Here is a 25,713-nt window from a genome sequence, read left to right on the forward strand (position 1 = left end):
CTCAGTCCCGCGGATCGTGCGGGTCGAGCCCGAGCAGCGGGAAGACCGTCTTGCGGGTGGCCGCGATCGCCCGGTCCACCGCGTTCGGCTCGCCGGTCGGCTGCCACGGCTCGTACGACGGGTCGGCGTCGTCGGTCATCCGCAGCGGCACCTCCCGGCCCAGACCTCGGGAGACGACCAGGTCCCGCCACGCGGGTGGGGTGAGCGTGGCCGGGTCGATCGGGTCACCGGTGGCCACTGCCAGCAGGTGACTCCAGGCCCGGGGCACCACCTCGACGAGCGCGTACCCGCCGCCGCCGGTGGCCACCCACCGGCCGTCGCACAGCTCGTCGGCGAGCGCCCGCAGCGCCAGGTAGGTGGCCCGCTGCCCGTCCACAGTCAGGTTGAGATCGGCGAGCGGATCCAGCCGGTGGCCGTCGGCGCCACACTGGCTGACCAGTATCTGCGGCTTGAACGCGCGCAGCACCGACGGCACTGTCGCGTGGAACGCGCGCTGCCAGCCGCTGTCGTCGACACCCGGCGGCAACGGCATGTTGACGGCGGTGCCCTGCGCACCCGGCCCACCCGTCTCGTCCGGGAAACCCGTGCCCGGGAAGAGCGCCAGCGGGGTCTCGTGCAGGCTGACCGTCAGCACCCGCGGGTCGTTCCAGAAGATGTCCTGCACGCCGTCGCCGTGGTGCACGTCGACGTCCACGTACGCGACCCGCTCGGCGCCCAGGTCGAGCAGGCGGGCGATGGCCACTGCGGGGTCGTTGTAGACACAGAAGCCGGAGGCTCGGGCGGACATCGCGTGGTGCAGCCCACCCGCCACGTTCACCGCCCGCCGGGCGTCGCCGCGCCAGACCGCCTCGGCGGCGGCAACCGTCGCGCCGGCGATGAGCGCGCTGGACTCGTGCATACCCTCGAAGACCGGGTTGTCGGAGGTGCCCAGCCCGTACCCGGCGAAGAGCGGGTCGCGCGGCGCGTTGCGCACCGCGGCGAGGTAGGCCGGCGCGTGCACCCGGGTGAGCAGGGCATCGTCGGCGGGCTCCGGCTTGACCATCCGCACCCCTGGCCGATTCAGGATGCCCAGCTCGCGGGCGAGCGCGATGGTCAGCTCCACCCGGACCGGGTCGAGTGGATGGTCACCCATGTCGTAGGCGAGCAGCGACTCGTCCCACACCACCACAGTGTCGTCGGACATGAGCCCATCGTCGCACGAGGATCGGCGCGGGCCCACCGCACGCGCTGGTCAGCGGCCGGGTGTCGACCCCGAGGCGACCGGTCGGGCCGGGTCCGCCACCCAGTTGCTCCACGATCCAACGTAGAGCGCGGCGTCCGTCCGGCCGGCCAGGTGCAGCGCCAGCACCGCCTGGGCGGCGGTCACCCCCGAGCCGCAGTACGCCCCGACTGCCCGCCCCTCGGTCACCCCGGCGGCGGCGAACCGCTCACTCAGCACGTCGGCGGCCAGGAAACGTCCGTCCGGCCCGACGTACTCCCCGGCGGGCAGGTTCGCCGCTCCCGGCACGTGCCCGGCCACCGGGTCGATCGGCTCGACCTCGCCCCGGTAGCGGGGCGCCGCCCGTACGTCGAGCAGCACAGCACCGTCCGCGGCGGCCAACGCGGCGGCCTGCCCGGCGTCGAGCACCGGGAGATCCCCGGGGCGCACCACGATGTCACCGGGGGGTGGGGCGGGCGCATCGGTGGAGACGGGTCGGCCGGCGGCGACCCAGGCCGGGTAGCCACCGTGCAGCAGGCGCACCGGCCGGTGGCCGGCCCAGCGCAGCGTCCACCAGGCCCGCGAGGCGGCCATGCCGTCGCCGCCGTCGTACACCACCACGGGGTGACCGGCGCGGACGCCGGCGGCCCGCAGCGCCGCCTGCAACGCTGCCGGGTCGGGCAACGGGTGCCGGCCGCCGACGCCCGGCACCCCACAGAGCGCGGTGTCCAGGTCGACGAAGGCAGCCCCCGGCAGGTGGCCGGCGAGGTAGTCGTCGTGCCCGGGCGCGCCGATGAGCCGCCAGCGGACGTCGAGCAGGGTGGGCGGGTCGACCTGGTCGAGCTCGGCGGCGAGCCGGTCGACCTCGACCAACGGCTCCTGGGTACCGGACATGGCGACATCCAACACCATTCGGCTGGACGGCATGCGGTTCGGCGACGGTCGTCGGCCGTTTACCCGAGGTACCATCGTGCACCGGAGGGCCGCTGACGTTATGAAGTCTCACGACCTGGTCGACACGACCGAAATGTACCTGCGCACCATCCTCGAACTCGAAGAGGAGGGGGTGCCACCGCTGCGTGCCAGGATCGCCGAGCGGCTACGACAGAGCGGCCCCACAGTGAGCCAGACCGTCGCCCGGATGGAGCGCGACGGCCTGCTCACCGTCGAGGGTGACCGACACCTCACGCTCACCGCGCTGGGTCGCGGCTCCGCCGTTTCCGTGATGCGCAAGCACCGCCTCGCCGAGCTGCTGCTGGTCAACGTCATCGGGATGCCCTACGAGGAGGCCCACGAGGAGGCCTGCCGCTGGGAGCACGTGATGAGCGACGCGGTGGAGAAGCGGGTCTACGACCTGCTCAACCGGCCGACCCGCTCCCCGTACGGCAACCCGATCCCGGGTCTGGAGGAGCTGGGCTCCCCCGAGGCGGAAGCGACCGAGGCCGCCGAGGGTGAGCGCAACCTGGCCTTCCCCGGCCTCTCCGGGCCGGTGGTCGTCCGCCGGATCTGCGAGAGCGTGCAGACCGACGGCGACGTGCTGCGTCAGCTGCACGCCGCCGGTGTCGACCCGGGCGCCACTGTGACAGTGGCCCAGGAGCGCGACGGGGTGTCGATCGACCGCTCCGGTGACCGGGTGCGGCTGCCCCGCGAGGTCGCCTCCCGGGTTTTCGTCGCCGCCAACTGATCAACCGGGCATCCGGGCGTCACAACGCCCGGGTGTCCACCTTTTTCGCCAACGTGGTCAGGTCACCGGTCAGCTTCTCCGCCGCCGAGCGCTCACTGCCACGGGCAGTGGTCCAACTCACCGTGGCCAGCCTTCCGTCGCCGGCCAGCCAGCCGACTTCGGCGACCGGCCCGTGCCCGCTCGCCGCCGCGGTGGTCCGCTTGTACGCCTGCTGACCCAGCCCGGTGACCTTCGCCGCCTTGTCCGGCACCACGTCCGCGCCGAAGGTGGTCTTGTCGATCGTGGTCTCGGTCACGCTGAGCGCCAGCTCCGGCAGGGTGGCACCCGCGGCCCGGACCACACAGGTGTGGGTGTCGCCCTGCGCGCTGGCCGCCGCCACGTCGAAGCGGACCTTCACCACCTGCTCGATCACCCCGAAGTCCAGCAGACGGCAGGCGCCGCCCGAGGAGGCCGCCGCCACGTCCACAGCGATCGGCGCCGGTGGCGGCACCGCCACCGGTTCCGCCTCGTCGGCGCACCCGCTCACCAGCAGCCCGGCCAGCCCGGCGACCATGATCCGCCCGCGCACGTTCCACCCTCTCGCCGACCGACGGCGGAAGGCGCCCGCCAGGTGTCCGTCGGACACCGTACGGGGTGTCGGTGTCGGGCGAAAGCCCCCGCTCACGCCTATTCCGACGGTGGATCGTCCACGTACGGACAGTGCCGGCAGCCGCGCCCGCAGCACGTGCCACGACGGGCCAGGAAGCCGGCGCTGAGCACGAACAGCCCGCTCGCCGGGTCGAGGTAACCAGCCTCACCGGCGGCCAATGCGGCGGTGTGCGCGGCGAGGATCGGGGCCCGGTCGGGGTGCTCCGGCGACAGCCGGGAGGGGTGCGGCTCGGTGAGCGGCCGGCCGGCCAGGGGTTTCCGCTCTTCGCTCACCGCAGCAGTCTAGGGACGGTGCGGTGTCGGCCTCCCGCTGCCTGGAATCCGGCGACATGCCCCCGGCGTGGTCGCGTTTCGTCGTACGGTCCGACGACGATCGGGTTCGACACCCGTCGACGCCTACGGAGGAGACGCGATGCGGAAGATCGTTGTGCAGATGAGGCTGTCGTTGGACGGGTTCTTCGAAGGCCCGGGTGGCGACATCAGTTGGCACCAGGTCGACGAGGAGTTGCACCAGCACTTCAACGACGTGATCGCCCCGATGGGCGGGTTCCTCAACGGCCGGGTCAGCTACGAGCTGATGGCCGCCTACTGGCCGACCGCCGATCAGGACCCGACCGCCAGCGGCCCGGAGCGCGAGTTCGCCCGGATCTGGCGGGACATGCCGAAGATCGTCTATTCGCGCACCCTCGACCACGCCGACTGGAACTCCACAGTCGTGCGCGAGGTCGACGTCGAGCAGGTCCGCAAACTCACCGCCGAACCGGGCGGCGACCTGGCGCTCGGTGGGGCTGACCTGGCCGCGACGTTCGCCCGACACGACCTGATCGACGAGTACCGGATCTACGTCCACCCGGTGCTTGTCGGTCGGGGCCGCCGACTCTTCCCCGACGCCGAGACTCCGACAGGTCTGCGGCTGGTGGAGAGCCGCGTCTTCGGCAACGGCGTGGTCCTGCTCCGCCACCAGCGGGTCCGCTGACCGATGATGAGCACCTTCGCCGGGATCGACGGGACCACCCTCGCGTACCGGACGATCGGGGTTGGAGACCCGCTCGTCTGCCTGCCGGGCGGGCCGATGCGCGACTCCGCGTACCTCGGTGACCTCGGCGGTCTGGGCGCACACCGGACGCTTGTCATCCTCGATCCACGGGGCACCGGCCGCTCGGAGGCCCCAGCGGACGTCTCGACCTACCGCTGCGACCGCATGGTCGACGATGTGGAGGCGCTACGCGGACACCTGGGCCTCGACCGGCTGGATCTGCTCGGGCACTCCGCCGGCGCCAACCTGGCTCTGCGATACCTGACCCGGCACCCCGATCGGGTGGGCCGACTCGCGCTCATCAACCCGAGCATCCGAGCGGTCGGGCTGGAGGTGACCGCTGCCCAGCGCCAGGAGGTCATCCAGCCCCGGGCCGACGAGCCGTGGTTTCCAGCAGCGGCAGCGGCGTTGGAGTCGGTCCTCTCAGGTCAGGCCGACCCGGACGCCCGGCAGGCAATCGCGCCGTTCCTCTACGGCCGGTGGGACGAGACGGCACGGGCGCATCAGGCGGCCGAGGATGGTCAGCGCAACGAAGAGGCGGCGCGGATCTTCAGCTCTGAAGGCGCCTTCGACCCGCCGGCCTGTCGTACGGCGCTCGCCACACATCGAGGCCTGGTGCTGCTGCTCGCCGGTGCGGTCGACCTGGCCGCGCCGCCGGGACTGGTGGCCCGGTTCGCCGAGCTGAGTCCGCGCGCCACGCTGGTCGTCCAGCCGGGCGCCGGGCACTACCCGTGGCTCGACGACGCCGAGGCGTTCACCGCGACGGTCGGGGCATTCCTCGCCGGCTCGGATGGTGCTTGAGTCTCCACCGGGGGGAGACGCGAGGGTGGGGGCATGAGCGGGGAGACGCGTCACACGATCGGCGAGCTGGCCCGACGGACCGGCCTGAGCGTCAAGACCATCCGGTACTACGCCGACAGCGGGATCGTGCCGCCGACCGATCGGAGCCCGGCCGGCTACCGGCGGTACGGCCCGGCGGCCGTGGCCCGGTTGGAGCTGGTCCGGACGTTGCGTGACCTGGGCCTGGACCTGGCCACCATCCGGCGGGTGGTGAACGACGAGGTGCCCCTGCACGAGGTGGCCGCCGCGCACGCCGAGGCGTTGGCCGTGCAGATCCGGGTGCTGCGGCTGCGCCAGGCGGTGCTCACCGTCGCGGCGAGGCGCGGGTCGAGCCCGGCCGAGGTGGACGAGCTGCACCGGCTGGCCCAGCTCACCACCCGCGAACGCGGGCAGTTGGTCACCGACTTCCTGGACGGCGTCTTCGCCGGTCTCGGCGACCAGACCGCGTACCCGGGTGTGATCGTCTCAATGACACCGGAGCTTCCCGACGACCCGAGCACTGAGCAGGTCGAGGCGTGGCTGGAGCTGGCCGAGTTGTGCCGGGACCGGGAGTTCCGGGCCCGGATGCGGCGGCTCGCGCGGCAGCACGCCGCCGACCACGACATCCCGGGGCTGCCCCGCCCGGACGCCGTCGCGCTGGTCCGGGACGCGGTGGCACCCGCCCTCGCGGCCGGCCTCGACCCAACCAGCCCGGACGCCGGCCCGGTGGTCGCGGCCGTCAGCAACCGGTACGCGAGCCTGCACGGTCGCTCCGACGAGGCCGACCTGCGTCGGCGGTTGCTCGACCGGCTGGTGCCGGCCAACGACCCCCGCCGGGACCGCTACCTCGACCTGTTGGCGGTGCTCAACGGCTGGTCGACAGGCGATGCGACGGCGCCTGCGGTGGCCTGGTTCATCCGGGCCCTACGCCACCGGATGCCCGAGCCGGCCCGCTGAGCTGACCGTGCCTGGAGGCTAGGGAGCGGGGTCGGCTGGGCGGCGTCAGCCGAACCAGGTGAGCGCCTGACCGTGGCCCCTGGTCCAGGCCAGCGGCTTTCCGTCGAGCGCGAGGACGTTGTGCAGCGCGTCGCTCGGCGGGGCGGGCAGCCCGTCGTACCGGAGCACCGTGGGCGCCTCGTTCGCCACCCAGTGCCCCGGCAGCTCGCCGACCAACCGGACGAACGCGTCCCGGCGCGGGGACGGCACCTGATAGAGCACGGACGTGTGGAAGACCACCAGCGTCGCATCGGTCGGTGCCTGCGCGGCCAGCGCCGGCAGATCGTCCACCAGGTCACCGCGGACCAACAACGGCGGGTCGGCCGCGGCCACCGCCGCCGCGGCGCGCAGCCGGGCCCGCCGATGGGCCTGTTCCGGCCAGATCAGCGCGTCCAACCAGGACACGTCGTCGCTGTCGGTCACATCGAGCGGGTTGAGGTCGAGCCCGGCCCGCCACACCACCTGGGGTACGCCTGCCGGCGGCACCAACCTGTCGGCCGTGCAGTCGAGAAGCGGCTCACCGGAGCCCACCTGATGGTCGCCGTAGCGGTACGCGTACCGGTCGGGGTAGAGGCAGAGCCCGGCCGACGCACCGACCTCCAGCAGGGCGAGGGGCTGCGGCAGCGCGGCGAGCACCGGCAGCAGGACCGCGCATCGGCCCGCCTCGTTCGTCTGGGTCGCCCGGGTGAGCATCTGCGTCTCGATGGCCGGCCAGTGCGTCACCACGTAGTCGTGGAACGCGGCCGGGTCGTCGACCGGACCACCGAGCCAACGGACGACGCCGAACAGCAGATTCGGCTGCCGCTTGGCCGGCGGCAGCCCGTCGAGCAGGGTGAGCAGGTCATCGTCGCGGGCGACCGCCTGCGACAGGCGCTCATACGTGGGCGACACACCGCGCGCCTCGCGGCTGCCGAACTCGGCGTACGTCTCAGCGGTCGTCATGGCCTCATCGTCGCAGCCCATTCCTCGGTATTTCAGCCCCCGTTCCCGTGCGCCGGCTCACCCGCCTCGTAGAGTGCTGCCGCGGTTGGACGGTTGAGCAGCAGCTCAGCGGGGTCGCGCAGGGGCAACGGGGAGGAATGTGTCGTGCGGGGTGACGGCGTCCGGGTGCTGATCGTCGGCGGAGGTGTCGCCGGGCTGGCGGCGGTTGCCGCGCTGCGCGAGTGGGGTGCCACTGTCGACGTGGTCGAGCGGGCATCCGGGCCGACCGACTCCGGCACCGGGATCTACCTGACCGGCAACGCCACCCGGATGCTCGACGTACTCGGTCTGCGGAAGCCGGTCGCCGACGTGTCCGTGGAGATCACCCGGCAGCGCAGCGCCAACCAGCGCGGGCGTCGCCTATTCGACATCGACGTGGCCGCGCTGTGGCGGGGCGTCGGGCCGTGCGTGTCGCTGCCCCGAGCACAACTGCACCGGGCGCTGCTCGCCGGCGTCGGCGACACCCCGATCCGCTGGGGCCGCCAACCGGTCGCGCTCCTCGCGGAGGGCGACCAGGCCGCCGTCGAGTTCGACGACGGTGCCACCGAACGGTACGACCTGGTGCTCGGCGCGGACGGGGTGAACTCGACGGTCCGCCGGCTCGCCTTCGACGGTCAGGCCGCCCGCGACCTCGGCCAGTACGCGTACCGGTGGGTCGCCCCCCGCATCGACGACGAGCCGGTCTGGTCGGTGCAGTTGGGGCGCGGCAGGCAGTTCCTGACCATTCCGATCAGCGCCGAGCGGACGTACTGCTACTACAACGACGGCCCGGTGGCCGACCGGCCCGGCTGGCGCGACGAGCTGGCGGAGACGTTCACCGAGCCGGTGGCCACCATGCTCAAGGCCCTCGACTACGACGACAGCACCCTGCACGCCGGGCCGAACCAGGAGGTCGTGCTCGACGCCTGGTCCCGGGGGCCGGTGCTGCTGATCGGCGACGCCGCCCACGCCACCTCACCGAACATGGCCCAGGGCGCGGCGATGGCCCTGGAGGACGCGGTCGTGCTCGCCTCGTCGTTGGCGACCGCCGGGTCCGTTGCCGAGGCCCTGCGCGGGTACGAGGCGCGGCGCCGCCCGCGTACCGACTGGGTGCTCAGCCAGACCCATCGCCGCGACAAGGCCACCGGGCTCCCGCCCGCGCTGCGCGACCTGGTGATGCGCCGCCTCGGCGAGCAGATGTTCCGCTCGAACTACGGCCCCCTGTTCGCCCAGCCCTGACCGGCCGGCCGTGACCGGCTGGCTCACGGCACCTGGCCCGGCCGGTCGACGATGGCGACCCGCAGGAGCGCGGCAGCCGACTCCAGTGACTCCTTGCCGTTGCGTATCACCGAGTGGCGGCGCCCGAGGAAGACGTGGGTGTCGCGGTCGAAGAGCAGGTCCACGTTGCCAGCGATCACGCCGGGCATCCGGATCGCCACCCCGTGCCGGCCTGCGGCGTCCACCACGTCGGCGGAGATGACTGTCGCGCCGGGCTCCCGGGCCAGCACTTCGTACAGCGCCGCGAGCGCGCGGGGCGGCACGTAGCCGTTGAGCATCGACCGCGCCGTGGTGTACGCCATGCTCTCGTCACCGTAGACGGCCTCCTCGTCGGCCCCTTCGGGGAGATGCAGGTCGACCGGGTGTTCCCGAAGGTAGCGAAGCAGCTCGTCCGGGTCGGTGGGCAGGTCGCCGTGGTACGCCGGCGGCTGGAACGCGTCAAGCTCCTTCGTGGGATCGGCGGCATCGTCGATGCGGAGCTCCCTCAGCTCGCCCCACCCGTTCGGATCAGCCTCCGGTCGGTAGCGTCCCTTCGTGTACGCGACTCCGCCAGCCGACTGCCACAGCTGGTTCCGGATGGTCTGGTAGGGCCCGCTGTCCGGCAGGTCCCGGATCGTCGCCAGGGTTTCGGTGAAGACGTACTGGTCGGGTCGGGCGGTGAGCTCCGGCTGTTGCCGGGCCGCGTCGGCCGCCAGGTGGAAGATCTCCGAGGCGCTGGCAGTCGGCGGCGGCTGATCGCCAAGCCTCATGGTCTGGACCGCCAACGCACCGGCCGTCAGCGTCACCGCCAGTCCGAGCGCTCCGACGAGACGCCAACCGCGCAGGAACTGGGCACGGCGTCCGGCCGGACGGACCGCCGACGCCTCCTCGGCCCGTTGGGCGACGTGTGCGGTCAGATCCCTGAGAAGCTGCTCCTCGAACCCCTGCGGCGACCGTTCGGTCTCGTTCATCGTCATCTCCGTCTCATCAGGCGAGGGTGGTGACCGGGCGGGCGAGCACGGCGCGGACGATGCGGCGGGCACGATGCAGGCGGACCCGGGCGGCCACCGGTGACATCCCGAGCACTGTCGCCGCCTCCGCGACGCTGAGGCCGTCCACGGCGACGAGTTCGACAAGCGTCCGGGTGCCCTCGGGCAGCTCGCTCAGCGCCCTGTGGGTGCGGCGGGCCGCCGACTCGGCGTCGATCCGCTCCTCGATGCGCGCGATGTCATCGGGGCCGAGGTCCCGTCGTCCGGCCAGTCGGCCGGTCACCCGCAGCCGTTGGGCCGCCCGACGCCGCTCGTCGCCGATGACGTTGCGGGCCACCCCGTACAGCCAGCCGATCTGGCTGCCCCGCTCCGGCCGGTAGCCGGCCGCCGACTCGATCACCGCCAGGAACACGTCGGCGGTGAGGTCGGCGGCGAGATGCGGGTCGTCGACCCGCCGCGCCACGAAACGGCCCACCGCCTCCAGGTGCCGGCGGTAGAAGACCTCGAAAGCCAGCGGATCGGCTCCGATGCCGGAGATGTCATCGTCGGCTCGGCTCGGCTCATTCACAGGCCGTCCTCCCTCGTAGCCTTCACACCCCTTCTTCGTCAGGCGGAGCACGAGTGTTACCGAACATCCGGCCGTAGGGTGACGGCGTGATCACCTGTGTCGTGCACTACACCATCGATCCCGCGCAGATCGAAGCGTTCGAGGACTTCGCCCGGGCATGGATGCGGCTGGTGGCCACGCACGGTGGCGTGCACCACGGCTACTTCCTGCCCGCCGAGGGCGCCAGCGACAAGGCCGAGGCGCTGTTCAGCTTCGAGAGCCTGGCGGCCTACGAGCGTTACCGCGCGCGGTTCGGCAACGACCCGGAGTTCCTCGCGGCCGACAGCATCCGGGACAACTCGGGTTGTGTCGTGCGGTACGAGCGGACGTTCATGCGCCCGCTGCTGCCGACCGACTGAGCCCACCCGCCGCTGACGGCGGCGGTGCTGGTCCAACTGGGCAGTTGCCCTGGTGATGGGGCATGATCGAGGCACCGGCGACTGGCGGCACGGGGATGGTCACAACCATCGGGGAGCCTCTCGCGGGCGTCGACCGCCTGGGCGCCTGCGTCGAGGAACCGTCATGACCACGACCAGCCCATCCGCCGAGCACCACACCTCATCGGGCGCGGCCCGGCTCCTGCCGGGTGCACCAGTCGCCGAAGCCGTCCTGGCCGAGACCGCCGCCGCGGCGACCCGGCTGCGCAGCCGCGGGATCACACCGAGCCTCGCCACCATCCTCGTCGGCGACGACGACGCCAGCGCCGGTTACATCGCCATCAAGCAGCGTCAGGCTGCCGCGCTCGGGTTCGCCTCCCCGCACGTGCATCTGCCGGCCACCGCCACCCAGGCCGAGCTGCACCAGGCCATTGCCCGATTCAACACCGATCCGGACGTGCACGGGCTGCTCGTGCAGTACCCCGTGCCGGGGCATCTGGACTACGACGCGGCGTTGCAGACCATCGACCCGGACAAGGACGTCGACGGCATGCACCCACTGAACATGGGGCGTCTCGCCGTCGGCCTGCCCGGCCCGCTGCCGTGCACCCCCGCCGGCATCGAAGCCCTCCTGGCGTACTACGAGATTCCCGTCGCCGGCCGTGAGGTCGTCATCCTCGGTCGCGGCGCCACCCTGGGCCGCCCCCTGGCCATGCTGCTCGCCCAGAAGCGCCCGACCGCCAACGCCGCCGTCACCGTCGTCCACACCGGCGTGCCCGACTGGGACCGCTACACCCGCCGCGCCGACATCCTCGTGGCCGCCGCCGGCGTACCCGGGATCGTGAAGCCTGAGCATGTCAAGCCCGGCGCGGTCGTCATCGGCGCCGGCGTCCGCTACGACGGGCGGCGCCTCCTGCCGGACGTGGACGAAGCGTGCGCCGAGGTGGCCGGTGCCATCACCCCCCGGGTCGGTGGGGTCGGCCCGACCACCGTCGCGATGCTGTTCCGCAACGCCGTACGCGCCGCCGAACGAGCAAACCAGTAGCCCGCTTCGCTCGATTCCATGATCAAGTGATGAAAAGTAGGTCCCGAGGCCATCTTTCGACCTATTTCTCATCACTTGATCGAGGCGGCTTCCTGCGGTTGGAGATCTCCTCCAGGTGCTGGAGTTGGTGCTGCCGGACCATCTCGTCCCAGACCTCCTGGTCGTAGTCCGGGTTCGGCGGGATCCACTTGTGCGAGTTGTCGCTGTAGTGGAACCGCTCGTCGCCCCGCCGGATCAGACTCACCGGACCCAGCCCAGGAAACGTCGGTGTAGCAGCCCGGCAGGCACCCAGGTCAGGTCCTCGGCCGCCCAGACCAGGTAGGACCCCATGTAGAGGGCCAACGACACGGGTGCGCCCTCGAACTCGGCATGCAATTCCGTGCGCCGGGTTCGGCAGGGCCAGGGCGCGGCGCAGCCGCCGCAGGTCCACACCGGAAGAACCGGGCCGTGGGTGGTCACCGCAGACCGTCCAGGAAACGCCGGATGGCCGACCGGGCGTGCCAGCGGACCGCCCATACCGCCTGACAGCAGGGGTACGGGGACAGCCGCGCCCACCACCAGCGACAGCCGGCGCAGAGCCCGTCGACGCCGGGCAGGTGCACGGACAAGATTTGTCCGACCTGATCCTCGGTCACTCCTGCTCCTCCCCTGGCCAGTGGCCTCGTCGGATCGGGATGCGGTGCCGGGCCCGACACGGCAGATCAGCGCCACACCGGCACACCCACCGCCACCGTCGCCACGACCAGACCGGCCGATGCCGCCGAGCCAAGGTCAGCGCCACCGCCAGCAGGTAGTCGTCGTACGGCACGCGCTTTGGCACCCGACCTCCCGGCGAGTTATCCCGCCGTCGCCTGGCGTGACCACTCCACCACACACCACACGGTGCTGTCTTGTCAATCTGCAAGTGACGATAGTCAAGCTAAAGTTGCCCCTACCTTCAGGCCGTGAAGCGACCGCGCTTGTACGGGCCTGGCGAGTTGGCCGCCTTGTTCAACGTGTCGCGGCAGCGGGTACTGCAGATCACCCGCCGCCCTGGCTTCCCCGAGCCGATGGCCCGCCTGATCGGGACGACCATCTGGGACGCGGACGAGGTAGACGAGTGGGCCAAACACAACCGCCCACCACGTCCGACCGAGGGCGACGACGACCGTTGACTCGGCAGCACACATCGAAACGCCGCTTCGGAATGGTTCCGCCAGTACCTAGACCTCGAAGGTGACGCGTCAGAGATCTGCTGGCACCAGCCAGAGGTCATCCCCGGAGTCCTTCAGGTCGAGGCCTACATCCGCGCCATGAACGCGACCGCCCACCCACGCCCGCCCACCAATGAGGTCGACCGGCAGGTTGCCGTGCGCAGGGAACGGCAGTCGATTCTCCGGTAGGACGACGGGCCCGATCTGAGCTTCATCCTCAGGGAGTCGGCTCTACGCGGAAGCATCGGTGACGCGAAGACGATGCCCAATCAACTCCTACGCCTGGCAGAGGTCAGCGAGCAGCCCAAGGACACCCTTCAGGTGGCTCCGCTCAACGCAAAGACCTACGAGACGTAGCACCACCCTGTATACGACGAGGACATCGCAACGAACTGCAACGCCTCGGATTGATCATTGAAGCAGTGGCGGCCCGCCTACGGCAAACAAGGCTGTGGTCCCCCTAGGCTGCAGGCGTGGACACCTCACCCAACGGTTCGACGCTGGAAAATGTCGACTCCGCCGCAAGTGGATCATCAGCATCCGAGCAGTCTTCGCATTTTGTTGATGATCAATCCGACAAGCAGAGGCCCTACCTGCAGCGGGTCAACGGACCTTCCAGCACCCGCCCGTCTCCTAAGATCGCCGCCGCGCGGCCCCGAAAAGCAGCCACAAAGAAGGCCACAACCGCCCGCAAAGCGTCCAACAAGAAGACTTCCGCAGAACCTAAGAAGACTCGTCGAACACCGCTCTTCCCAGCAGCAACTTTCGAAGATGCCTTAGATCTCGCCAAAGCCATATACGAATATGGGGCAGGCAAGCCGGTTCGCAGGCTCACGTTGTTCGACAGCCTGGGAAAGAGCCCGGATAGCGGTCCCACTCGCCAGTTAGTGACCAACAGCGCAAAATACCACCTAACCACTGGGGGCTACAGCGCCGAGCACCTATCTCTGACCGAAGACGGCCTGCTGGCGGTGGCAGATGATGTCACGCCGTCAACCAAGGCACGCGCCCGCTTCAAGTTGGCCATCGAGCAGATAGAAGTTTTTAATACACTTTTCCAGACTTACAACGGAAACCGACTTCCCGCACAAGCAGTCTTGATGGACAAAGCGCGGGACTTGGGCGTACCAGATGACGACCTAACGAAATGCATTGAGACATTCACCGTGAACATGAAATTCACGGGAGTGCTGCGCTCAATAAGCGGAGCTGAGCGCGTACTTAGCATAGATACGGTGCTCGACGACTTTCTGCCTCGCACCAACAATGCATCACTTCTACAAACAATCCCCGCCCTACCGAACCCTCGGAACGAGGCGAAGCCCGGTAGCAACACTGAGGATTTTGGAAAAACCTGCTTCTACATCACCCCTATTGGCACGGAGGAGTCCGAGCATCGAAGGCATTCAGACCTCTTCATGGGCTCCTTGATTGAACCAGCATTGTCCGAGTTCGGACTCCAGCTTGTGCGCGCGGACCAGATCGGCAACGCCGGTATGATTACACGCCAAATCATCGAATACATCGTTCGCAGCAAGCTGGTGATAGCAGATCTGTCGTTCCACAACCCGAACGTTTTCTATGAACTCGCACTAAGGCACGCGGTACGGAAGCCGATCGTGCAAATTAGTCGAGCCGCTGATCCACTACCATTCGACGTGGGACAAGTTCGAACCGTCGTTATAGATACAACGGACATCTACTCGCTCGTTCCTCAACTTGAATCATTCAAAGCTCAGATCGCTACCCAAATTCGCAAAACACTCGACGAACAAGCAGCGGTGGAGAATCCGTTGAGCGTCTTTGCGCCATACTTCTGGCAACATGTCGTTGCCTAACACTCACCCCATTGAGGCGGGCCAAGAATTGAGAGTTTGCGCGCCTCAGATTTCCGAAGCGTGAACCGCTTTGGAAAAGGCCTCGTGAATCGACTCGCGCATCGGAGGTGCCGTACTGGGTTTCGCCAACAGACACATAGCCCCTGCGCGGGCCTACGATCAACCAAACGGCGCTGCCCCGACCTCCAGCACGGAGACCGGGGCAGCGCCGCGATTCGCGTACGTCAGCTGCAGCCGCTGGTGGAGCCGCAGCCCTCGCAGACGTAGCAGCTACCGGCGGGGCGCATCTTCGTACCGCAGGTGAAGCAGAGCGGCGCGTCGGCGGCCTTGCCGATCACGGCCTCCAGCAGTTCGGTGCTGGAACCCACGCTCGGAGCCGGCTTGGCGGCGGCCACGTCGGCCATCTCCTGGGCCGGCTGGGCGAGCGCCTCCGGCTTCGCCGGGGTCTCCACCGGTGCCGAGGACGCCATCACGGTGAGTTCCGCGCCCATCGCCGCGGCGCTCTCCGCGTCGGCCTCGGCCCGCAGCTGCGCGGCCCGCTCCGACGCGGTGAAGATGCCCAGCTCGGCGCGACGCTCGTAGGGCAGGAAGTCCAGTGCCAGGCGACGGAAGATGTAGTCCATCACCGAGGCTGCCATCCGCACGTCCGGGTCGTCGGTCATGCCGGCCGGCTCGAAGCGCATGTTGGTGAACTTGCTGACGAACGTCTCCAGCGGCACGCCGTACTGGAGGCCGATGCTGATGGCCACCGAGAAGGCGTCCATCACCCCGGCCAGGGTCGAGCCCTGCTTGGACATCTTGAGGAAGACCTCACCGAGGCCGTCGTCCGGGTAGGACGACGCGGTCAGGTAGCCCTCGGCGCCACCGACGGAGAAGCTGACCGTCTCGGACGGGCGCTTCTTCGGCAGGCGCTTACGCACCGGCCGGTACTCGATGACCTTCTCGACCGCGGCCGGCGCGGCGGTTGCGGTCTCGACGGCGGCCGGCTCGGTGGTCTTGTTGGACTTGGCCACCGACAGCGGCTGGCCGACCTTGCAGTTGTCCCGGTAGATCGCCAGCGCCTTGAGGCCGAGCTTCCAGCCCTCGAAGTAGATCTTCTCGACGTCCTCGACGGTGGCCGCCTCCGGCATGTTGACCGTCTTGGAGATCGCGCCGGAGACGAACGGCTGGATGGCCGCCATCATCCGCACGTGACCCATCGGGGCGATCGTCCGCTCCCCCATGGCGCAGTCGAAGACCGGGTAGTGCTCCGGCTTGAGGCCGGGGGCGTCCACCACGTGGCCGTGGTCGGCGATGTGCTCGACGATCGCCTCGACCTGCTCCTCGGGGTAGCCGAGGCTGCGCAGGGCGCGCGGCACCGTCTGGTTGACGATCTGCATCGAGCCGCCGCCGACCAGCTTCTTGAACTTGACGAGCGCCAGGTCCGGCTCCACGCCGGTCGTGTCGCAGTCCATCATGAAGCCGATGGTGCCGGTCGGGGCGAGCACGCTGGCCTGCGCGTTACGCCACCCATTCTTGTCGCCGATCTTGTTGCCCTGGGTCCACTGCTTGGTCGCCTCGCGGACGATCGCGGTGGCCACCGGGCTGGTCGGCTTGATCTCGTCGTTGGCCGCGGCGTGCTTGCGCATGACCCGCTTGTGCGGCTCAGCGTTGCGGGCGTAGCCGTCGTACGGGCCGACGACACCGGCCAGCTCGGCGGAACGGCGGTAGGCGGTGCCGGTCATCAGCGACGTGATCGACGCGGCGACCGAGCGGCCCTGCTCCGAGTCGTACGGCAGGCCGGTGGCCATCAGCAGGGCACCCAGGTTGGCGTAGCCGATGCCGAGCTGCCGGTAGGCGCGGGACGTCTCACCGATCTTCTCGGTCGGGAAGTCCGCGAAGCAGATCGAGATGTCCATCGCGGTGATGACGAACTCGACGGACTTGACGAACTTCTCCACCTCGAAGCCACCGTCGGCGCGGAGGAACTTCATCAGGTTGAGCGACGCCAGGTTGCACGAGGAGTTGTCCAGGTGCAGGTACTCCGAGCACGGGTTCGACGCGGTGATCCGCCCGGTCTCCGGGCAGGTGTGCCAGTCGTTGATCGTGTCGTCGTACTGCAGACCGGGGTCGGCGCACTCCCAGGCTGCCTGGGAGATGGAGCGGAACAGGTTCTTGGCGTCGACGGTCTCGATCACCGAGCCGTCCAGCCGGCCGCGCAGGTCGAAGCCCTTGCCGTTCTCGACCGCCGACATGAACTCGTCGGAGACCCGGACCGAGTTGTTGGCGTTCTGGTACTGCACGCTGACGATGTCGGAGCCACCGAGGTCCATGTCGAACCCGGCGTCACGCAGCGCGCGGATCTTGTCCTCCTCGCGCGCCTTCGTGACCACGAACTCCTGGATGTCCGGGTGGTCCACGTCGATGATGACCATCTTGGCCGCCCGGCGGGTCGCGCCGCCGGACTTGATGGTGCCGGCGGAGGCGTCCGCGCCGCGCATGAAGCTGACCGGGCCGGAGGCGTTGCCGCCGGAGGAGAGCAGCTCACGGGACGAACGGATGCGCGACAGGTTGACCCCGGAGCCGGAGCCGCCCTTGAAGATCAGCCCCTCCTCCTTGTACCAGTCGAGGATCGAGTCCATCGAGTCGTCGACGGCCAGGATGAAGCAGGCGCTGACCTGCTGCGGCGACGGCGTGCCGACGTTGAACCAGACCGGCGAGTTGAAGCTGAACACCTGGTTCAGCAGCATCCAGGTCAGCTCGTGCGCGAAGATCTCGGCGTCGGCCGGGCTCGCGAAGTAGCCGTACTCCTCACCAGCGGTGCGGTACGTGGTGACCACCCGGTCGATCAGCTGCCGGAGCGACCACTCGCGCTCCGGGGTCCCCACCGCTCCCCGGAAGTACTTGGTGGTGACGATGTTCGCGGCGTTGACGCTCCACGACTCCGGGAACTCCACCCCACGCTGCTCGAAGTTGATCGAGCCGTCCCGCCAGTTGGTCATCACGACGTCACGGCGCTCCCAGGAGAGCTCGTCGTACGGGTGGACCCCCTCGGTCGTCCACACCCGCTCGATCTTCAGCCCCGCGCCTGCCTTGTTTCGTGAACGGCTAGTTGTCACGCCGTCGCCCCCCTCGTCTGCGCGGTGCCCCACCGCGCGTCCCAATCTCTGTGAAAAACCGTGAAGACTCAGCTGGTACGGCCGGCGGTTTCCACCGCATCGGCCCGGCCCTGCTCCCGGGCTCGCGCCGCGGCCCGCAACGTCTCGATCTCGCGCTCGAAGTCGGCGAGCGAGTCGAACGAGCGATAGACGCTGGCGAACCGCAGGTAGGCGATCTCGTCCAGGTCGCGTAGCGGACCCAGGATCGCCAGGCCCACGTCGTGGCTGGGGATCTCGGCGGCCCCCTTGGCCCGGACCGACTCCTCCACCCGCTGCGCGAGCAGCGCGAGGGAGTCGTCGTCCACGGGCCGGCCCTGGCACGCCTTACGCACCCCGCCGATGATCTTCGTGCGACTGAACGGCTCGGTCACCCCGCTGCGCTTGACGACAGCGAGGACCGCCTCCTCGACGGTGGTGAACCGCTTGCCGCACTCCGGGCAGGATCGCCGCCGTCGGATGAGCTGGCCGTCGTCGGCCTCCCGCGAGTCGACCACCCGGGAGTCAGCGTGCCGGCAGTACGGACACCGCATCGCCTACCTCCTAATCGTGATCAACCGCGTCGTACCGGGCACGCCCGGGCACGACTCACCACGGCGGTGTGATGCGCTCACAGCGCCCGCCGTGATGAACCTTACGGGAGTGCGGTCGGTAGTCAGACCCAACCTGTAGGCAACTTACGCCCGTGTCACTACTACATCTAGGGGTCGACGGTATGTCGCTGCGGAAGCCGGGTCAAGTTGGTCGGCGTGTCCGGCGCGTCACGGACCATCCGGTCATCAACGCACCGCACAACGCCCGAAGACCCAACGTCACGATGCCGCCCGGGTTACCGGCCAGCCGGCCGGACCCAGCCGGGAAATGATGCAGGATCGAACACCAGTGCTACCTGACGTACCATTTATCAGAACATCCGTACGAGCGGAGCGCTTTTTCACCCCGACACGCCGGTGAGAGGTCGTACAGATGTTTGAAAATGACTGATCTCACCTATACGGTCATGAACAACGTGGCACCACCGCACGCACCACGAGCCGACGAGGCACCCAGCGCCGACCAGGGAGGACGGACGTGACCGAGGAACGGGCCAGCCGGCCGAAGAGCCCGCAGCAGATCACCGAGGCGGGCCCCCCGGCCACCCGACGCCGCAGCGCCGCGCGCAGCCGGACGGGTCAGCCCGCCGTGCGTCCGGTCACCCCGGTGGTCAGCGCCTTCCCCGACCCGGCGACGGTCGACCTGACCGCCCGCCAACGGCGCATCCTGGAATTCATCCGCACCTGGGTGGAGCGCCACGGCTACCCGCCGAGCGTCCGCGAGATCGGCGAGGCGGTCGGCCTGGTGTCGCCGTCCAGCGTCGCCTACCAGCTCAAGGAGCTGGAGAAGAAGGGCTTCCTGCGCCGCGACCCGAACCGGCCGCGCGCGGTGGACGTACGCGCCCCCAGCGAGGTGATCGACGACGAGCTGTCGAGGGCACAGCGGCCCACCCCGGCGTACGTGCCGATGCTCGGTCGGATCGCCGCCGGTGGGCCGATCCTCGCCGAGCAGGCCGTGGAGGACATCTTCCCGCTCCCCCGCGAGCTGGTGGGTGAGGGCGAGGTCTTCATGCTCCAGGTCAAGGGCGACTCGATGCTCGACGCGGCGATCTGCGACGGCGACTGGGTGGTCGTCCGGCAGCAGCCGACCGCCGACTCCGGCGAGATCGTGGCCGCCATGCTCGACGGCGAGGCGACAGTGAAGACCTACCGGCGGCGCGACGGGCACGTCTGGCTGATGCCGCAGAACCCGGCCTTCGACCCGATCCCCGGCGACGACGCCACCATCATGGGCCGGGTCGTGGCGGTGCTACGCCGGATCTGACCGATCGGCGGGTGGGTGCCACCAGCGCTCACCCACACCGCTCGTCAGACCGGGTGAGCGCTACAGCGTCCGATCAGTAACGGTCGCCCCGTGGGCCGCGACCGCCCCCGGGATACTGCCCGTACGGGTCGACGGGCGCGTCCTCGTCACGTCGCCGGCTGGGCCGCTGGCCCCGGTGGTCGGGCTCCGGCCCACCGCGCCGGGGCGGCTCCGCGCGACCGGGCTGACCGCCGTCACCGCCGCCGTACACGCCACCGCCAGGACGGCCACCGCCGCCCTGCGGACGACCACCACCAGCCGGGGGACGACCACCACCAGCCGGGGGACGACCACCGCCGCCAGCGGGGGGACGACCACCGCCGCCGTAAACGCCAGCACCGCCGCCGTCCGGTCGCGGCGCACCGTAGCCGCCGTCAGCCGAGGCCGGCCGGCCGCCACCGCCGTACACCCCACCGCCCGCCGGGGCCGGGCCACCACGACCCGCGCCACCCGCCGGGGCCGGGCCACCACGACCCGCGCCACCCGCCGGGGCCGGGCCACCACGACCCGCGCCACCCGCCGGGGCCGGGCCGCCGCGACCCGGACCACCGCCGTAGACGGCGCCGCCGGCCGGCGCGCCGCCCCCGTACACACCACCCCTGCGGTCATCGTCGGCAGGGAACCCGTCAACGGCACGGCCGGCACGCGGGCCGAACGGCTCATCGTCCGGCTCCGACGGGTCGGACGCGTCAGCTGTCGGCGGCCGACGGCGGGCGCGAACGATGCCGAAGATTCCTGCGGCGACCAACAGCAGGCCGATCAGCCCGACCGCCCCCACCAGGTACGTGATGTCGTCGAGGCTCAGCCCGTCGGTCCAGGACTTCGAGGCGGCCGGTTTGGCACCGTCCTCGGCGGCCAGTGGCGCGGCCGTCGACGTGGACGGGGTGTAGCCGAGGATGTCGATCGGCTCGTCCTCGGTGAACCGGCCCGCGTCGGAGACGGTGAGGAACGACTTTCCGTCCGGGGTGTAGCTGATGGCCTCGCCGAACGGGTCGGCCAGCGGCGTCACCCGCGGCTTGCCGGTGGTGAGCGCACCCACGATGTCGCCACCGGTCACGTCGAACTCGAAGGCGTCCGCGTACGTGCGCAGAACCACCCGGGAGCCGTCCGGTGCCCGGGACGCGCCGGTGATGGCGATCCGGCCGAACGTGTTGAGGGTGTTCTCCGTCTGGGTCTTCGGCAGCGTGAGCTCGCCGGCCTTACGCATCGGCACCGGATCGGTGTCGCCGCTCTTGAGGGCCGCCGACGGCGTGTAGATCTCGGCCTTGCCGCTGGTCACCTTGGTGATGATCAGCGGTTTTCCGTCGTCGCCGATGAGCAACGCCTCAGCGTCGTGCGGTTTGGCCTCGGGGTAGGAGAGCCGGTGCAGCGTCGGCTGCCTGGCGCCGGTGACCGGCATCGACCAGAGCGCGACGCGGCTGCGGCGCTCCTTCGAGTCGGGGTTGTCACCGGTGTCGGCGATCCAGAGGGTGCGGCCGTCCTTGGACAGGGCGAGATCCTCGGTGTCGAACGGACCCTGCCCCGAGTAGCGGACCGGCTCCTTCGAGATCTTGCACTTGCTGTCGAGGAAGAAGACCCGCTTGCGCTCCGCGACGTCGGTGCCGTCGTTGATGACGATGTAGCCACTCTTGGTGGCGACCAGCCCGGACAGCTCCCGTAGGCGTTCGTCGGTGATCGTGCATCGCTTCTGGCCAGGGTTCGCGGCGGGCGGCCCGGACGCCCCAGGGGCGGGAGCCGCCGCGGCGGCTCCGGCGAGCGCCACGGTTGCCCCGAGCAGGCCGAGGGCAACCGTGACCGAGGAAACAACGCGGCGCATTCGGCCAGTGTCGCATGCCGCGCGTTTCCGGGGGATGACGCCGTGGCCGGTCAGGACCGGCTGCCGGCCGCCTGCCCCTGCCGCTCCACGTCGAAGGCCGTCAGCTCCGCCGCCAGCTCCGCGCCGACCCGGACGTGCAGCAGAGTGCCCTCCGGCAGGTGCGACGTGCTGAGCACCTCACCCGTACGGTGCGCCCGAGCGACCAGGTCGCCCCGGTCGTACGGCAGCACGGCGCGGACCTCGACGGCCGGACTGGGCAGCCGCTCCTCGATCGCCGCGCGCAGCTCGTCCATGCCCCGCCCGGAGTGCGCGGACACGAAGATCGCGTCCGGCCAGAGCCGCTTGAGCCGCAGCAGAGTGTCCTCGTCAGCGGCGTCGGTCTTGTTGACCACCAACAGCTCGGGGAGCCGGTCCGCGCTGACCTCGGCAAGCACCGTGTGGACCGCCCGGACCTGCTCCTCCGGATCCGGGTGGGCGCCGTCCACGACGTGCACCACCAGATCCGCCTGCGCGACCTCCTCCAGCGTCGAGCGGAACGCCTCGACGATCTGGTGCGGAAGGTGTCGAACGAAGCCGACGGTGTCGGAGAGGGTGTAGAGCCGCCCGTCCGAGGTGGTGGCCTTGCGGGTCGTCGGGTCCAGCGTGGCGAACAGCGCGTTCTCCACCAGCACGCCCGCGCCGGTCAGGCGATTGAGGAGGCTGGACTTGCCGGCGTTGGTGTAGCCGGCGATGGCCACCGCGGGAACGGAGTTACGGGAACGGCGGGAACGCTTGGTCACGCGTACCGTCTTCATGCTCTTGATCTCGCGCCGCAGCCGGGAGATGCGGTGCCGGATGCGCCGCCGGTCGGTCTCCAGCTTGGTCTCACCGGGACCACGGACACCCACACCGCCGCCGGCGCCGCCACCCCGGCCGGAACCACCGGTCTGCCGGGAGAGCGTCTCACCCCAACCGCGCAGTCGAGGCAGCAGGTATTCGAGCTGGGCCAGCTCGACCTGCGCCTTACCTTCCTTGCTCTTGGCGTGCTGGGCGAAGATGTCGAGGATCAGCGCGGTGCGGTCGACGACCTTGACCTTGGTGCGCTGCTCCAGGTTGCGCAGCTGCGACGGGGACAGCTCACCGTCACAGATGACCGTGTCGGCGCCGGTGGCGAGCACCACCGCGCCAAGATCGTCGACCTTGCCACGGCCGATGTACGTGGCCGGGTCAGGTCGGGTACGACGTTGGATGAGCCCTTCGAGCACCTGCGAACCGGCGGTTTCGGCCAGCGCGGCGAGCTCGGTCAGCGAGTTTTCCGCGTCGGTGACAGTGCCTTCGGTCCAGACGCCCACCAGGACGACCCGCTCCAGCCGCAGCTGGCGGTATTCCACCTCGGTGACGTCGGTGAGCTCGGTTGACAGGCCCGGGACGCGTCGGAGGGACTGCCGCTCCGACAGCTCCATCTCGCCGGTGGTGACGTCGTCGAGCTCGTCCTCGACGGGGACAAAGCTCTCCTGGTCTCGCAAGCGGTTCTCCTGTCCGTTTTGATAAGTAGAACGTAATCCTGACATGACACAACGCCGAACGCACCTGCTATATGCCCATGGTGAAGGTCGCCAAAAGTGGGGGCGAATGCTGGTCGGCCGCGACAACCCGGTAGAAATGCGGGCGGCGGCCGAACGGCCGCACAGCCGTTACGGAGGGATCCCGTGGCCATCACCCGAATGCCCAGCGCCGGATTTTCGATCACCATCCGGATCGCCGTGACCGCGGACGCCTCCTCGATCGGCCGGCTCACCACCTCCGTCGGCGAGGCCGGGGCGATCGTCACGGCGCTGGACGTGGTGGACTCGGACCCGACCAACGTCATCGTCGACCTCACCTGCGACACCGCCGACGCCGGTCACGCCGACCAGGTGGTCGACGCGCTGACCGCGCTGGACGGCGTGGACGTACGCAAGGTGTCGGACCGGACGTTCCTGCTGCACCTGGGCGGCAAGATCGAGGTGACCTCGAAGGTCGCGCTGCGCAACCGCGACGAGCTGTCCCGCGCGTACACCCCCGGGGTTGCCCGGGTCTGCATGGCGATCGCCGAGAACCCGGCCGACGCCCGGCGACTGACCATCAAGCGCAACACCGTCGCTGTGGTCAGCGACGGCTCGGCGGTGCTCGGGCTGGGCAACCTCGGCCCGGCCGCGTCGCTGCCGGTGATGGAGGGCAAGGCCGCGCTGTTCAAGCGCTTCGGCGGGGTGGACGCCTGGCCGGTGGTGCTGGACACCCAGGACACCGACGAGATCGTGCAGATCGTCAAGGCGATCGCGCCGGCCTACGGCGGCATCAACCTGGAGGACATCGCTGCGCCGCGCTGCTTCGAGATCGAGGCCCGGCTGCGCGAGGCGCTGGACATTCCGGTCTTCCACGACGATCAGCACGGCACCGCGATCTGCGTGCTGGCCGCGCTGACCAACGCGCTGCGGGTGGTGGGCAAGCAACTCGCGGACGTCCGGGTGGTCGTCTCCGGAGCCGGCGCGGCCGGCACCGCGATCATGAAGCTGCTGCTGCGCCAGGGCGTCGGCGACATCATCGCGTGCGACCGGGAGGGCGCCCTGCACCGCGGGTTGACCGGGCTCAACTCGGCGTGGCAGTGGCTGGCGGAGAACACCAACAAGGAGAACTACTCCGGCGACCTTCCCGGAGCGATCCGGGGTGCCGACGTGTTCATCGGGGTGAGCGCGCCGAACCTGCTCACCGGCGACGACATCGCCCAGATGGCGAAGGACTCGATCGTCTTCGCGCTCGCCAACCCGGACCCGGAGGTCGACCCCCGGGAGGCGCGCAAGCACGCCGCAGTGGTCGCCACCGGCCGTTCGGACCAGCCGAACCAGATCAACAACGTGCTCGCCTTCCCCGGGGTGTTCCGCGGCATGCTCGACGCGCACGCCGAGGAGTTCACCGAGGAGATGGCCCTCGCGGCCGCCCGGGCCATCGCGGACGTGGTCGGCGAAGACAAGATCAACCCGACGGTGATCGTGCCGAGCGTGTTCGACTCCCGGGTCGCCCCGGCGGTCGCCGCCGCCGTCCGCGCCGCCGCGCACAACCCCAGCCCGCTCCCGGCCGCCGACCCCGGCCCCGCGGACCTCCCCGAGATCGCCGCCACCGCCAGCGCCACCCCGTAACCCCGGCCCCCCAACCCCACTCCCCCACCTTGTTGATCAAGAGGTTTGCGTCAGGAATCGCGCTGATTCTGACGCAAACCTCTTGATCAACTTTCGGGGGCGGGGGCGGGGGGTCGGGGTTGGGTGGTGGGTGCGAAGGTGGCGGCGCGGGCGGCGATGAGGTCCGGGTGGCTCAGCGGCAGGTCGTGACCCGCGCCGGGAACGACCTCCGACCGGGCGCCCGGAATCAGGCCACTGATCCGGTCGGCCACCGACGGGGCGTCGTACAGCTGGCTGCGCTCGCCGAGCAGCGCCAGGACCGGCACCGCGAGATCACGCAACTCGTCGTCGGTGAGCGCCGGTGGGACCGGGTGCCGGCGGCGGAAGCCGAAGGTGGCGCGGGCCAGCCCCATCAGGTCGTCGTCGCGCAGGGTCGCGTTGCGCAGCAGCCGGGCCGCGCCGCGGCGGACCGGGGCGGGGGCGAGGCCGGCCAGGCCGCCCAGCACCACCCAGGCGAGGAACCGGCCGTTGACGGTGCCGAAGCCGGCCGGGTCGAGGAGGAGAAGGCCCGCCACCCGGCCGGGTGAGTGCCGGGAGTACTGCAACCCCACCCAACCACCGAACGACGAGCCGACGAGGTACGCCCGGTCCACGCCCATCCCGTCGAGGACCTCGGACAGCCAGCGCGCCCAGTCCCGACCGTCGTCGAGCGGCAGCGACTGCACGGAGCAGCCGGGTTCGCCAACCGGGTCGAGGGCGATCACCGGCCGGTGCCGCCCGAGACGGCGTACGTGCGGGTGCCAACTCAGGGCGTTGCCGCCGGCTCCGGGCAGCAGCACGAACGGCGTAGCGTCTCCGGCTCCCCATCGGTAGGCCCGGGTGTGACCGAAGCTCGTCGGCAGGTCGACGGCAACCGCGCCGGCGGGCCACACCCGACGCCGGGTCCGCTCGTACGCGTCAAGGAACCGGACGCGGGCGCGATCGCTGGTGAACTCGCCGATCCGTGCGACTGTCACGATGACTCCGTCTCCCCGGGGTTTTTCATGGTACGACCGTACCATCAAAGCTCGCTGACCGAACAGGACG

The 25,713-nt window shown here is 70.1% G+C and carries 25 protein-coding genes and 1 pseudogene; 12 read left to right on the top strand and 14 right to left on the bottom strand.

Annotated elements, in window-relative coordinates; translation table 11 throughout:
- Position 1: 1 nt before the first annotated feature.
- The gene (locus ACFYPG_RS32085; RefSeq protein WP_355009890.1) at positions 2–1,183 is read right to left on the bottom strand and encodes an acetoin utilization protein AcuC; all 1,182 of its coding nucleotides are present in this window, start codon (positions 1,181–1,183) and stop codon (positions 2–4) included.
- Positions 1,184–1,231: 48 nt separating this feature from the next.
- The gene (locus ACFYPG_RS32090; protein WP_387354949.1) at positions 1,232–2,092 is read right to left on the bottom strand and encodes a sulfurtransferase; all 861 of its coding nucleotides are present in this window, start codon (positions 2,090–2,092) and stop codon (positions 1,232–1,234) included.
- A gap of 100 nt (positions 2,093–2,192) precedes the next feature.
- On the opposite strand from ACFYPG_RS32090, the gene ACFYPG_RS32095 reads away from it, so the two are divergent.
- Positions 2,193–2,882, top strand: coding sequence for a metal-dependent transcriptional regulator (locus ACFYPG_RS32095; protein ID WP_355009892.1), 690 nt, complete (start codon positions 2,193–2,195; stop codon positions 2,880–2,882).
- A gap of 19 nt (positions 2,883–2,901) precedes the next feature.
- On the opposite strand, the gene ACFYPG_RS32100 is transcribed toward ACFYPG_RS32095, so the two are convergent.
- Together ACFYPG_RS32100 and ACFYPG_RS32105 are read right to left on the bottom strand one after the other, a co-directional pair.
- The gene (locus ACFYPG_RS32100; protein WP_387354951.1) at positions 2,902–3,450 is read right to left on the bottom strand and encodes a hypothetical protein; all 549 of its coding nucleotides are present in this window, start codon (positions 3,448–3,450) and stop codon (positions 2,902–2,904) included.
- 98 nt (positions 3,451–3,548) lie between these two features.
- Positions 3,549–3,803 carry a DUF5522 domain-containing protein gene (locus tag ACFYPG_RS32105; protein WP_387354953.1) on the bottom strand — a complete coding sequence of 85 codons (255 nt, stop codon included), beginning with the start codon at positions 3,801–3,803 and terminating at the stop codon, positions 3,549–3,551.
- Positions 3,804–3,942: 139 nt separating this feature from the next.
- Here ACFYPG_RS32105 and ACFYPG_RS32110 point away from each other — a divergent pair, with 139 nt between their 5' ends.
- The 3 genes from ACFYPG_RS32110 to ACFYPG_RS32120 are packed head-to-tail and all read left to right on the top strand — an operon-like array spanning position 3,943 to position 6,342.
- Positions 3,943–4,506, top strand: a complete 564-nt coding sequence (locus tag ACFYPG_RS32110; RefSeq protein ID WP_387354955.1) for a dihydrofolate reductase family protein — start codon at positions 3,943–3,945, stop codon at positions 4,504–4,506.
- Positions 4,507–4,512: 6 nt separating this feature from the next.
- Positions 4,513–5,367, top strand: coding sequence for an alpha/beta fold hydrolase (locus ACFYPG_RS32115; RefSeq protein ID WP_387354957.1), 855 nt, complete (start codon positions 4,513–4,515; stop codon positions 5,365–5,367).
- A gap of 33 nt (positions 5,368–5,400) precedes the next feature.
- Positions 5,401–6,342 carry a MerR family transcriptional regulator gene (locus ACFYPG_RS32120; RefSeq protein ID WP_387354959.1) on the top strand — a complete coding sequence of 314 codons (942 nt, stop codon included), beginning with the start codon at positions 5,401–5,403 and terminating at the stop codon, positions 6,340–6,342.
- A 45-nt stretch (positions 6,343–6,387) separates the two neighbouring features.
- On the opposite strand, the gene ACFYPG_RS32125 is transcribed toward ACFYPG_RS32120, so the two are convergent.
- Complete coding sequence (locus ACFYPG_RS32125; protein WP_387354961.1) at positions 6,388–7,323, bottom strand: DUF2332 domain-containing protein; 936 nt, start codon at positions 7,321–7,323, stop codon at positions 6,388–6,390.
- A 144-nt stretch (positions 7,324–7,467) separates the two neighbouring features.
- On the opposite strand from ACFYPG_RS32125, the gene ACFYPG_RS32130 reads away from it, so the two are divergent.
- The gene (locus tag ACFYPG_RS32130; protein WP_387354962.1) at positions 7,468–8,580 is read left to right on the top strand and encodes an FAD-dependent monooxygenase; all 1,113 of its coding nucleotides are present in this window, start codon (positions 7,468–7,470) and stop codon (positions 8,578–8,580) included.
- A gap of 23 nt (positions 8,581–8,603) precedes the next feature.
- Here the strand turns inward: ACFYPG_RS32130 and ACFYPG_RS32135 are convergent, their stop codons facing one another.
- Together ACFYPG_RS32135 and ACFYPG_RS32140 are read right to left on the bottom strand one after the other, a co-directional pair.
- A complete protein-coding gene (locus tag ACFYPG_RS32135) occupies positions 8,604–9,575 on the bottom strand; it encodes a CU044_5270 family protein (protein ID WP_387354964.1) in 972 nt (323 codons plus the stop codon).
- A 10-nt stretch (positions 9,576–9,585) separates the two neighbouring features.
- Complete coding sequence (locus ACFYPG_RS32140) at positions 9,586–10,155, bottom strand: sigma-70 family RNA polymerase sigma factor (RefSeq protein ID WP_355009901.1); 570 nt, start codon at positions 10,153–10,155, stop codon at positions 9,586–9,588.
- Positions 10,156–10,241: 86 nt separating this feature from the next.
- On the opposite strand from ACFYPG_RS32140, the gene ACFYPG_RS32145 reads away from it, so the two are divergent.
- Both ACFYPG_RS32145 and ACFYPG_RS32150 read left to right on the top strand, forming a co-directional pair.
- Positions 10,242–10,553 (top strand): NIPSNAP family protein, encoded by a 312-nt coding sequence (locus ACFYPG_RS32145; RefSeq protein ID WP_355009902.1) that lies wholly within the window; start codon positions 10,242–10,244, stop codon positions 10,551–10,553.
- Positions 10,554–10,716: 163 nt separating this feature from the next.
- Positions 10,717–11,616: a bifunctional 5,10-methylenetetrahydrofolate dehydrogenase/5,10-methenyltetrahydrofolate cyclohydrolase gene (locus ACFYPG_RS32150; protein WP_355009903.1), complete on the top strand. Its 900-nt coding sequence runs from the start codon at positions 10,717–10,719 to the stop codon at positions 11,614–11,616.
- Positions 11,617–11,677: 61 nt separating this feature from the next.
- Here the strand turns inward: ACFYPG_RS32150 and ACFYPG_RS32155 are convergent, their stop codons facing one another.
- Positions 11,678–11,860 carry a hypothetical protein gene (locus tag ACFYPG_RS32155; protein ID WP_387354967.1) on the bottom strand — a complete coding sequence of 61 codons (183 nt, stop codon included), beginning with the start codon at positions 11,858–11,860 and terminating at the stop codon, positions 11,678–11,680.
- Between the two features lie 211 nt (positions 11,861–12,071).
- Positions 12,072–12,251: a hypothetical protein gene (locus tag ACFYPG_RS32160; RefSeq protein WP_387354969.1), complete on the bottom strand. Its 180-nt coding sequence runs from the start codon at positions 12,249–12,251 to the stop codon at positions 12,072–12,074.
- Between the two features lie 309 nt (positions 12,252–12,560).
- Here ACFYPG_RS32160 and ACFYPG_RS32165 point away from each other — a divergent pair, with 309 nt between their 5' ends.
- From ACFYPG_RS32165 to ACFYPG_RS32175, 3 genes and pseudogenes are all read left to right on the top strand, one after another.
- The gene (locus tag ACFYPG_RS32165) at positions 12,561–12,770 is read left to right on the top strand and encodes a DNA-binding protein (protein ID WP_355160481.1); all 210 of its coding nucleotides are present in this window, start codon (positions 12,561–12,563) and stop codon (positions 12,768–12,770) included.
- Between the two features lie 48 nt (positions 12,771–12,818).
- Positions 12,819–13,166 (top strand): annotated as a pseudogene (locus tag ACFYPG_RS32170) (DUF5753 domain-containing protein); the annotation flags it as partial.
- A gap of 116 nt (positions 13,167–13,282) precedes the next feature.
- Positions 13,283–14,647 carry a hypothetical protein gene (locus tag ACFYPG_RS32175; RefSeq protein ID WP_387354970.1) on the top strand — a complete coding sequence of 455 codons (1,365 nt, stop codon included), beginning with the start codon at positions 13,283–13,285 and terminating at the stop codon, positions 14,645–14,647.
- A gap of 224 nt (positions 14,648–14,871) precedes the next feature.
- On the opposite strand, the gene ACFYPG_RS32180 is transcribed toward ACFYPG_RS32175, so the two are convergent.
- Positions 14,872–17,778 (bottom strand): vitamin B12-dependent ribonucleotide reductase, encoded by a 2,907-nt coding sequence (locus ACFYPG_RS32180; protein WP_387354972.1) that lies wholly within the window; start codon positions 17,776–17,778, stop codon positions 14,872–14,874.
- A gap of 35 nt (positions 17,779–17,813) precedes the next feature.
- Positions 17,814–18,314 (bottom strand): transcriptional regulator NrdR, encoded by a 501-nt coding sequence (gene nrdR, locus ACFYPG_RS32185; protein WP_124854399.1) that lies wholly within the window; start codon positions 18,312–18,314, stop codon positions 17,814–17,816.
- Positions 18,315–18,852: 538 nt separating this feature from the next.
- Between nrdR and lexA the strand changes: the two genes are divergently transcribed.
- A complete protein-coding gene (gene lexA / locus ACFYPG_RS32190; protein WP_387354975.1) occupies positions 18,853–19,638 on the top strand; it encodes a transcriptional repressor LexA in 786 nt (261 codons plus the stop codon).
- 73 nt (positions 19,639–19,711) lie between these two features.
- On the opposite strand, the gene ACFYPG_RS32195 is transcribed toward lexA, so the two are convergent.
- Both ACFYPG_RS32195 and hflX read right to left on the bottom strand, forming a co-directional pair.
- The gene (locus ACFYPG_RS32195) at positions 19,712–21,493 is read right to left on the bottom strand and encodes a hypothetical protein (protein ID WP_387354977.1); all 1,782 of its coding nucleotides are present in this window, start codon (positions 21,491–21,493) and stop codon (positions 19,712–19,714) included.
- Between the two features lie 50 nt (positions 21,494–21,543).
- Entirely contained in the window at positions 21,544–22,998 is a 1,455-nt protein-coding gene (hflX, locus tag ACFYPG_RS32200) for a GTPase HflX (protein WP_387354979.1), read from the bottom strand.
- A gap of 183 nt (positions 22,999–23,181) precedes the next feature.
- Between hflX and ACFYPG_RS32205 the strand changes: the two genes are divergently transcribed.
- Positions 23,182–24,648 carry an NAD-dependent malic enzyme gene (locus tag ACFYPG_RS32205; protein ID WP_387354981.1) on the top strand — a complete coding sequence of 489 codons (1,467 nt, stop codon included), beginning with the start codon at positions 23,182–23,184 and terminating at the stop codon, positions 24,646–24,648.
- Between the two features lie 86 nt (positions 24,649–24,734).
- Here the strand turns inward: ACFYPG_RS32205 and ACFYPG_RS32210 are convergent, their stop codons facing one another.
- The gene (locus ACFYPG_RS32210) at positions 24,735–25,643 is read right to left on the bottom strand and encodes an alpha/beta fold hydrolase (protein ID WP_355009909.1); all 909 of its coding nucleotides are present in this window, start codon (positions 25,641–25,643) and stop codon (positions 24,735–24,737) included.
- Between the last annotated feature and the right edge of the window lie 70 nt (positions 25,644–25,713).

The organism is Micromonospora sp. NPDC005553 (genome assembly GCF_042871765.1).
Taxonomy (GTDB): Bacteria; Actinomycetota; Actinomycetes; order Mycobacteriales; family Micromonosporaceae; genus Micromonospora.

Bases quoted from the DNA above. Each gene is read 5' to 3' on its own strand.
- ACFYPG_RS32110 (WP_387354955.1), top strand. From the start codon at position 3,943: ATGCGGAAGATCGTTGTGCAGATGAGGCTGTCGTTGGACGGGTTCTTC.
- ACFYPG_RS32095 (WP_355009892.1), top strand. From the start codon at position 2,193: ATGAAGTCTCACGACCTGGTCGACACGACCGAAATGTACCTGCGCACC.
- ACFYPG_RS32135 (WP_387354964.1), bottom strand. From the start codon at position 9,575: ATGACGATGAACGAGACCGAACGGTCGCCGCAGGGGTTCGAGGAGCAG.
- ACFYPG_RS32150 (WP_355009903.1), top strand. From the start codon at position 10,717: ATGACCACGACCAGCCCATCCGCCGAGCACCACACCTCATCGGGCGCG.
- ACFYPG_RS32125 (WP_387354961.1), bottom strand. From the start codon at position 7,323: ATGACGACCGCTGAGACGTACGCCGAGTTCGGCAGCCGCGAGGCGCGC.
- ACFYPG_RS32115 (WP_387354957.1), top strand. From the start codon at position 4,513: ATGAGCACCTTCGCCGGGATCGACGGGACCACCCTCGCGTACCGGACG.
- nrdR (WP_124854399.1), bottom strand. From the start codon at position 18,314: ATGCGGTGTCCGTACTGCCGGCACGCTGACTCCCGGGTGGTCGACTCG.
- ACFYPG_RS32090 (WP_387354949.1), bottom strand. From the start codon at position 2,092: ATGTCCGGTACCCAGGAGCCGTTGGTCGAGGTCGACCGGCTCGCCGCC.
- ACFYPG_RS32195 (WP_387354977.1), bottom strand. From the start codon at position 21,493: ATGCGCCGCGTTGTTTCCTCGGTCACGGTTGCCCTCGGCCTGCTCGGG.
- ACFYPG_RS32085 (WP_355009890.1), bottom strand. From the start codon at position 1,183: ATGTCCGACGACACTGTGGTGGTGTGGGACGAGTCGCTGCTCGCCTAC.
- ACFYPG_RS32120 (WP_387354959.1), top strand. From the start codon at position 5,401: ATGAGCGGGGAGACGCGTCACACGATCGGCGAGCTGGCCCGACGGACC.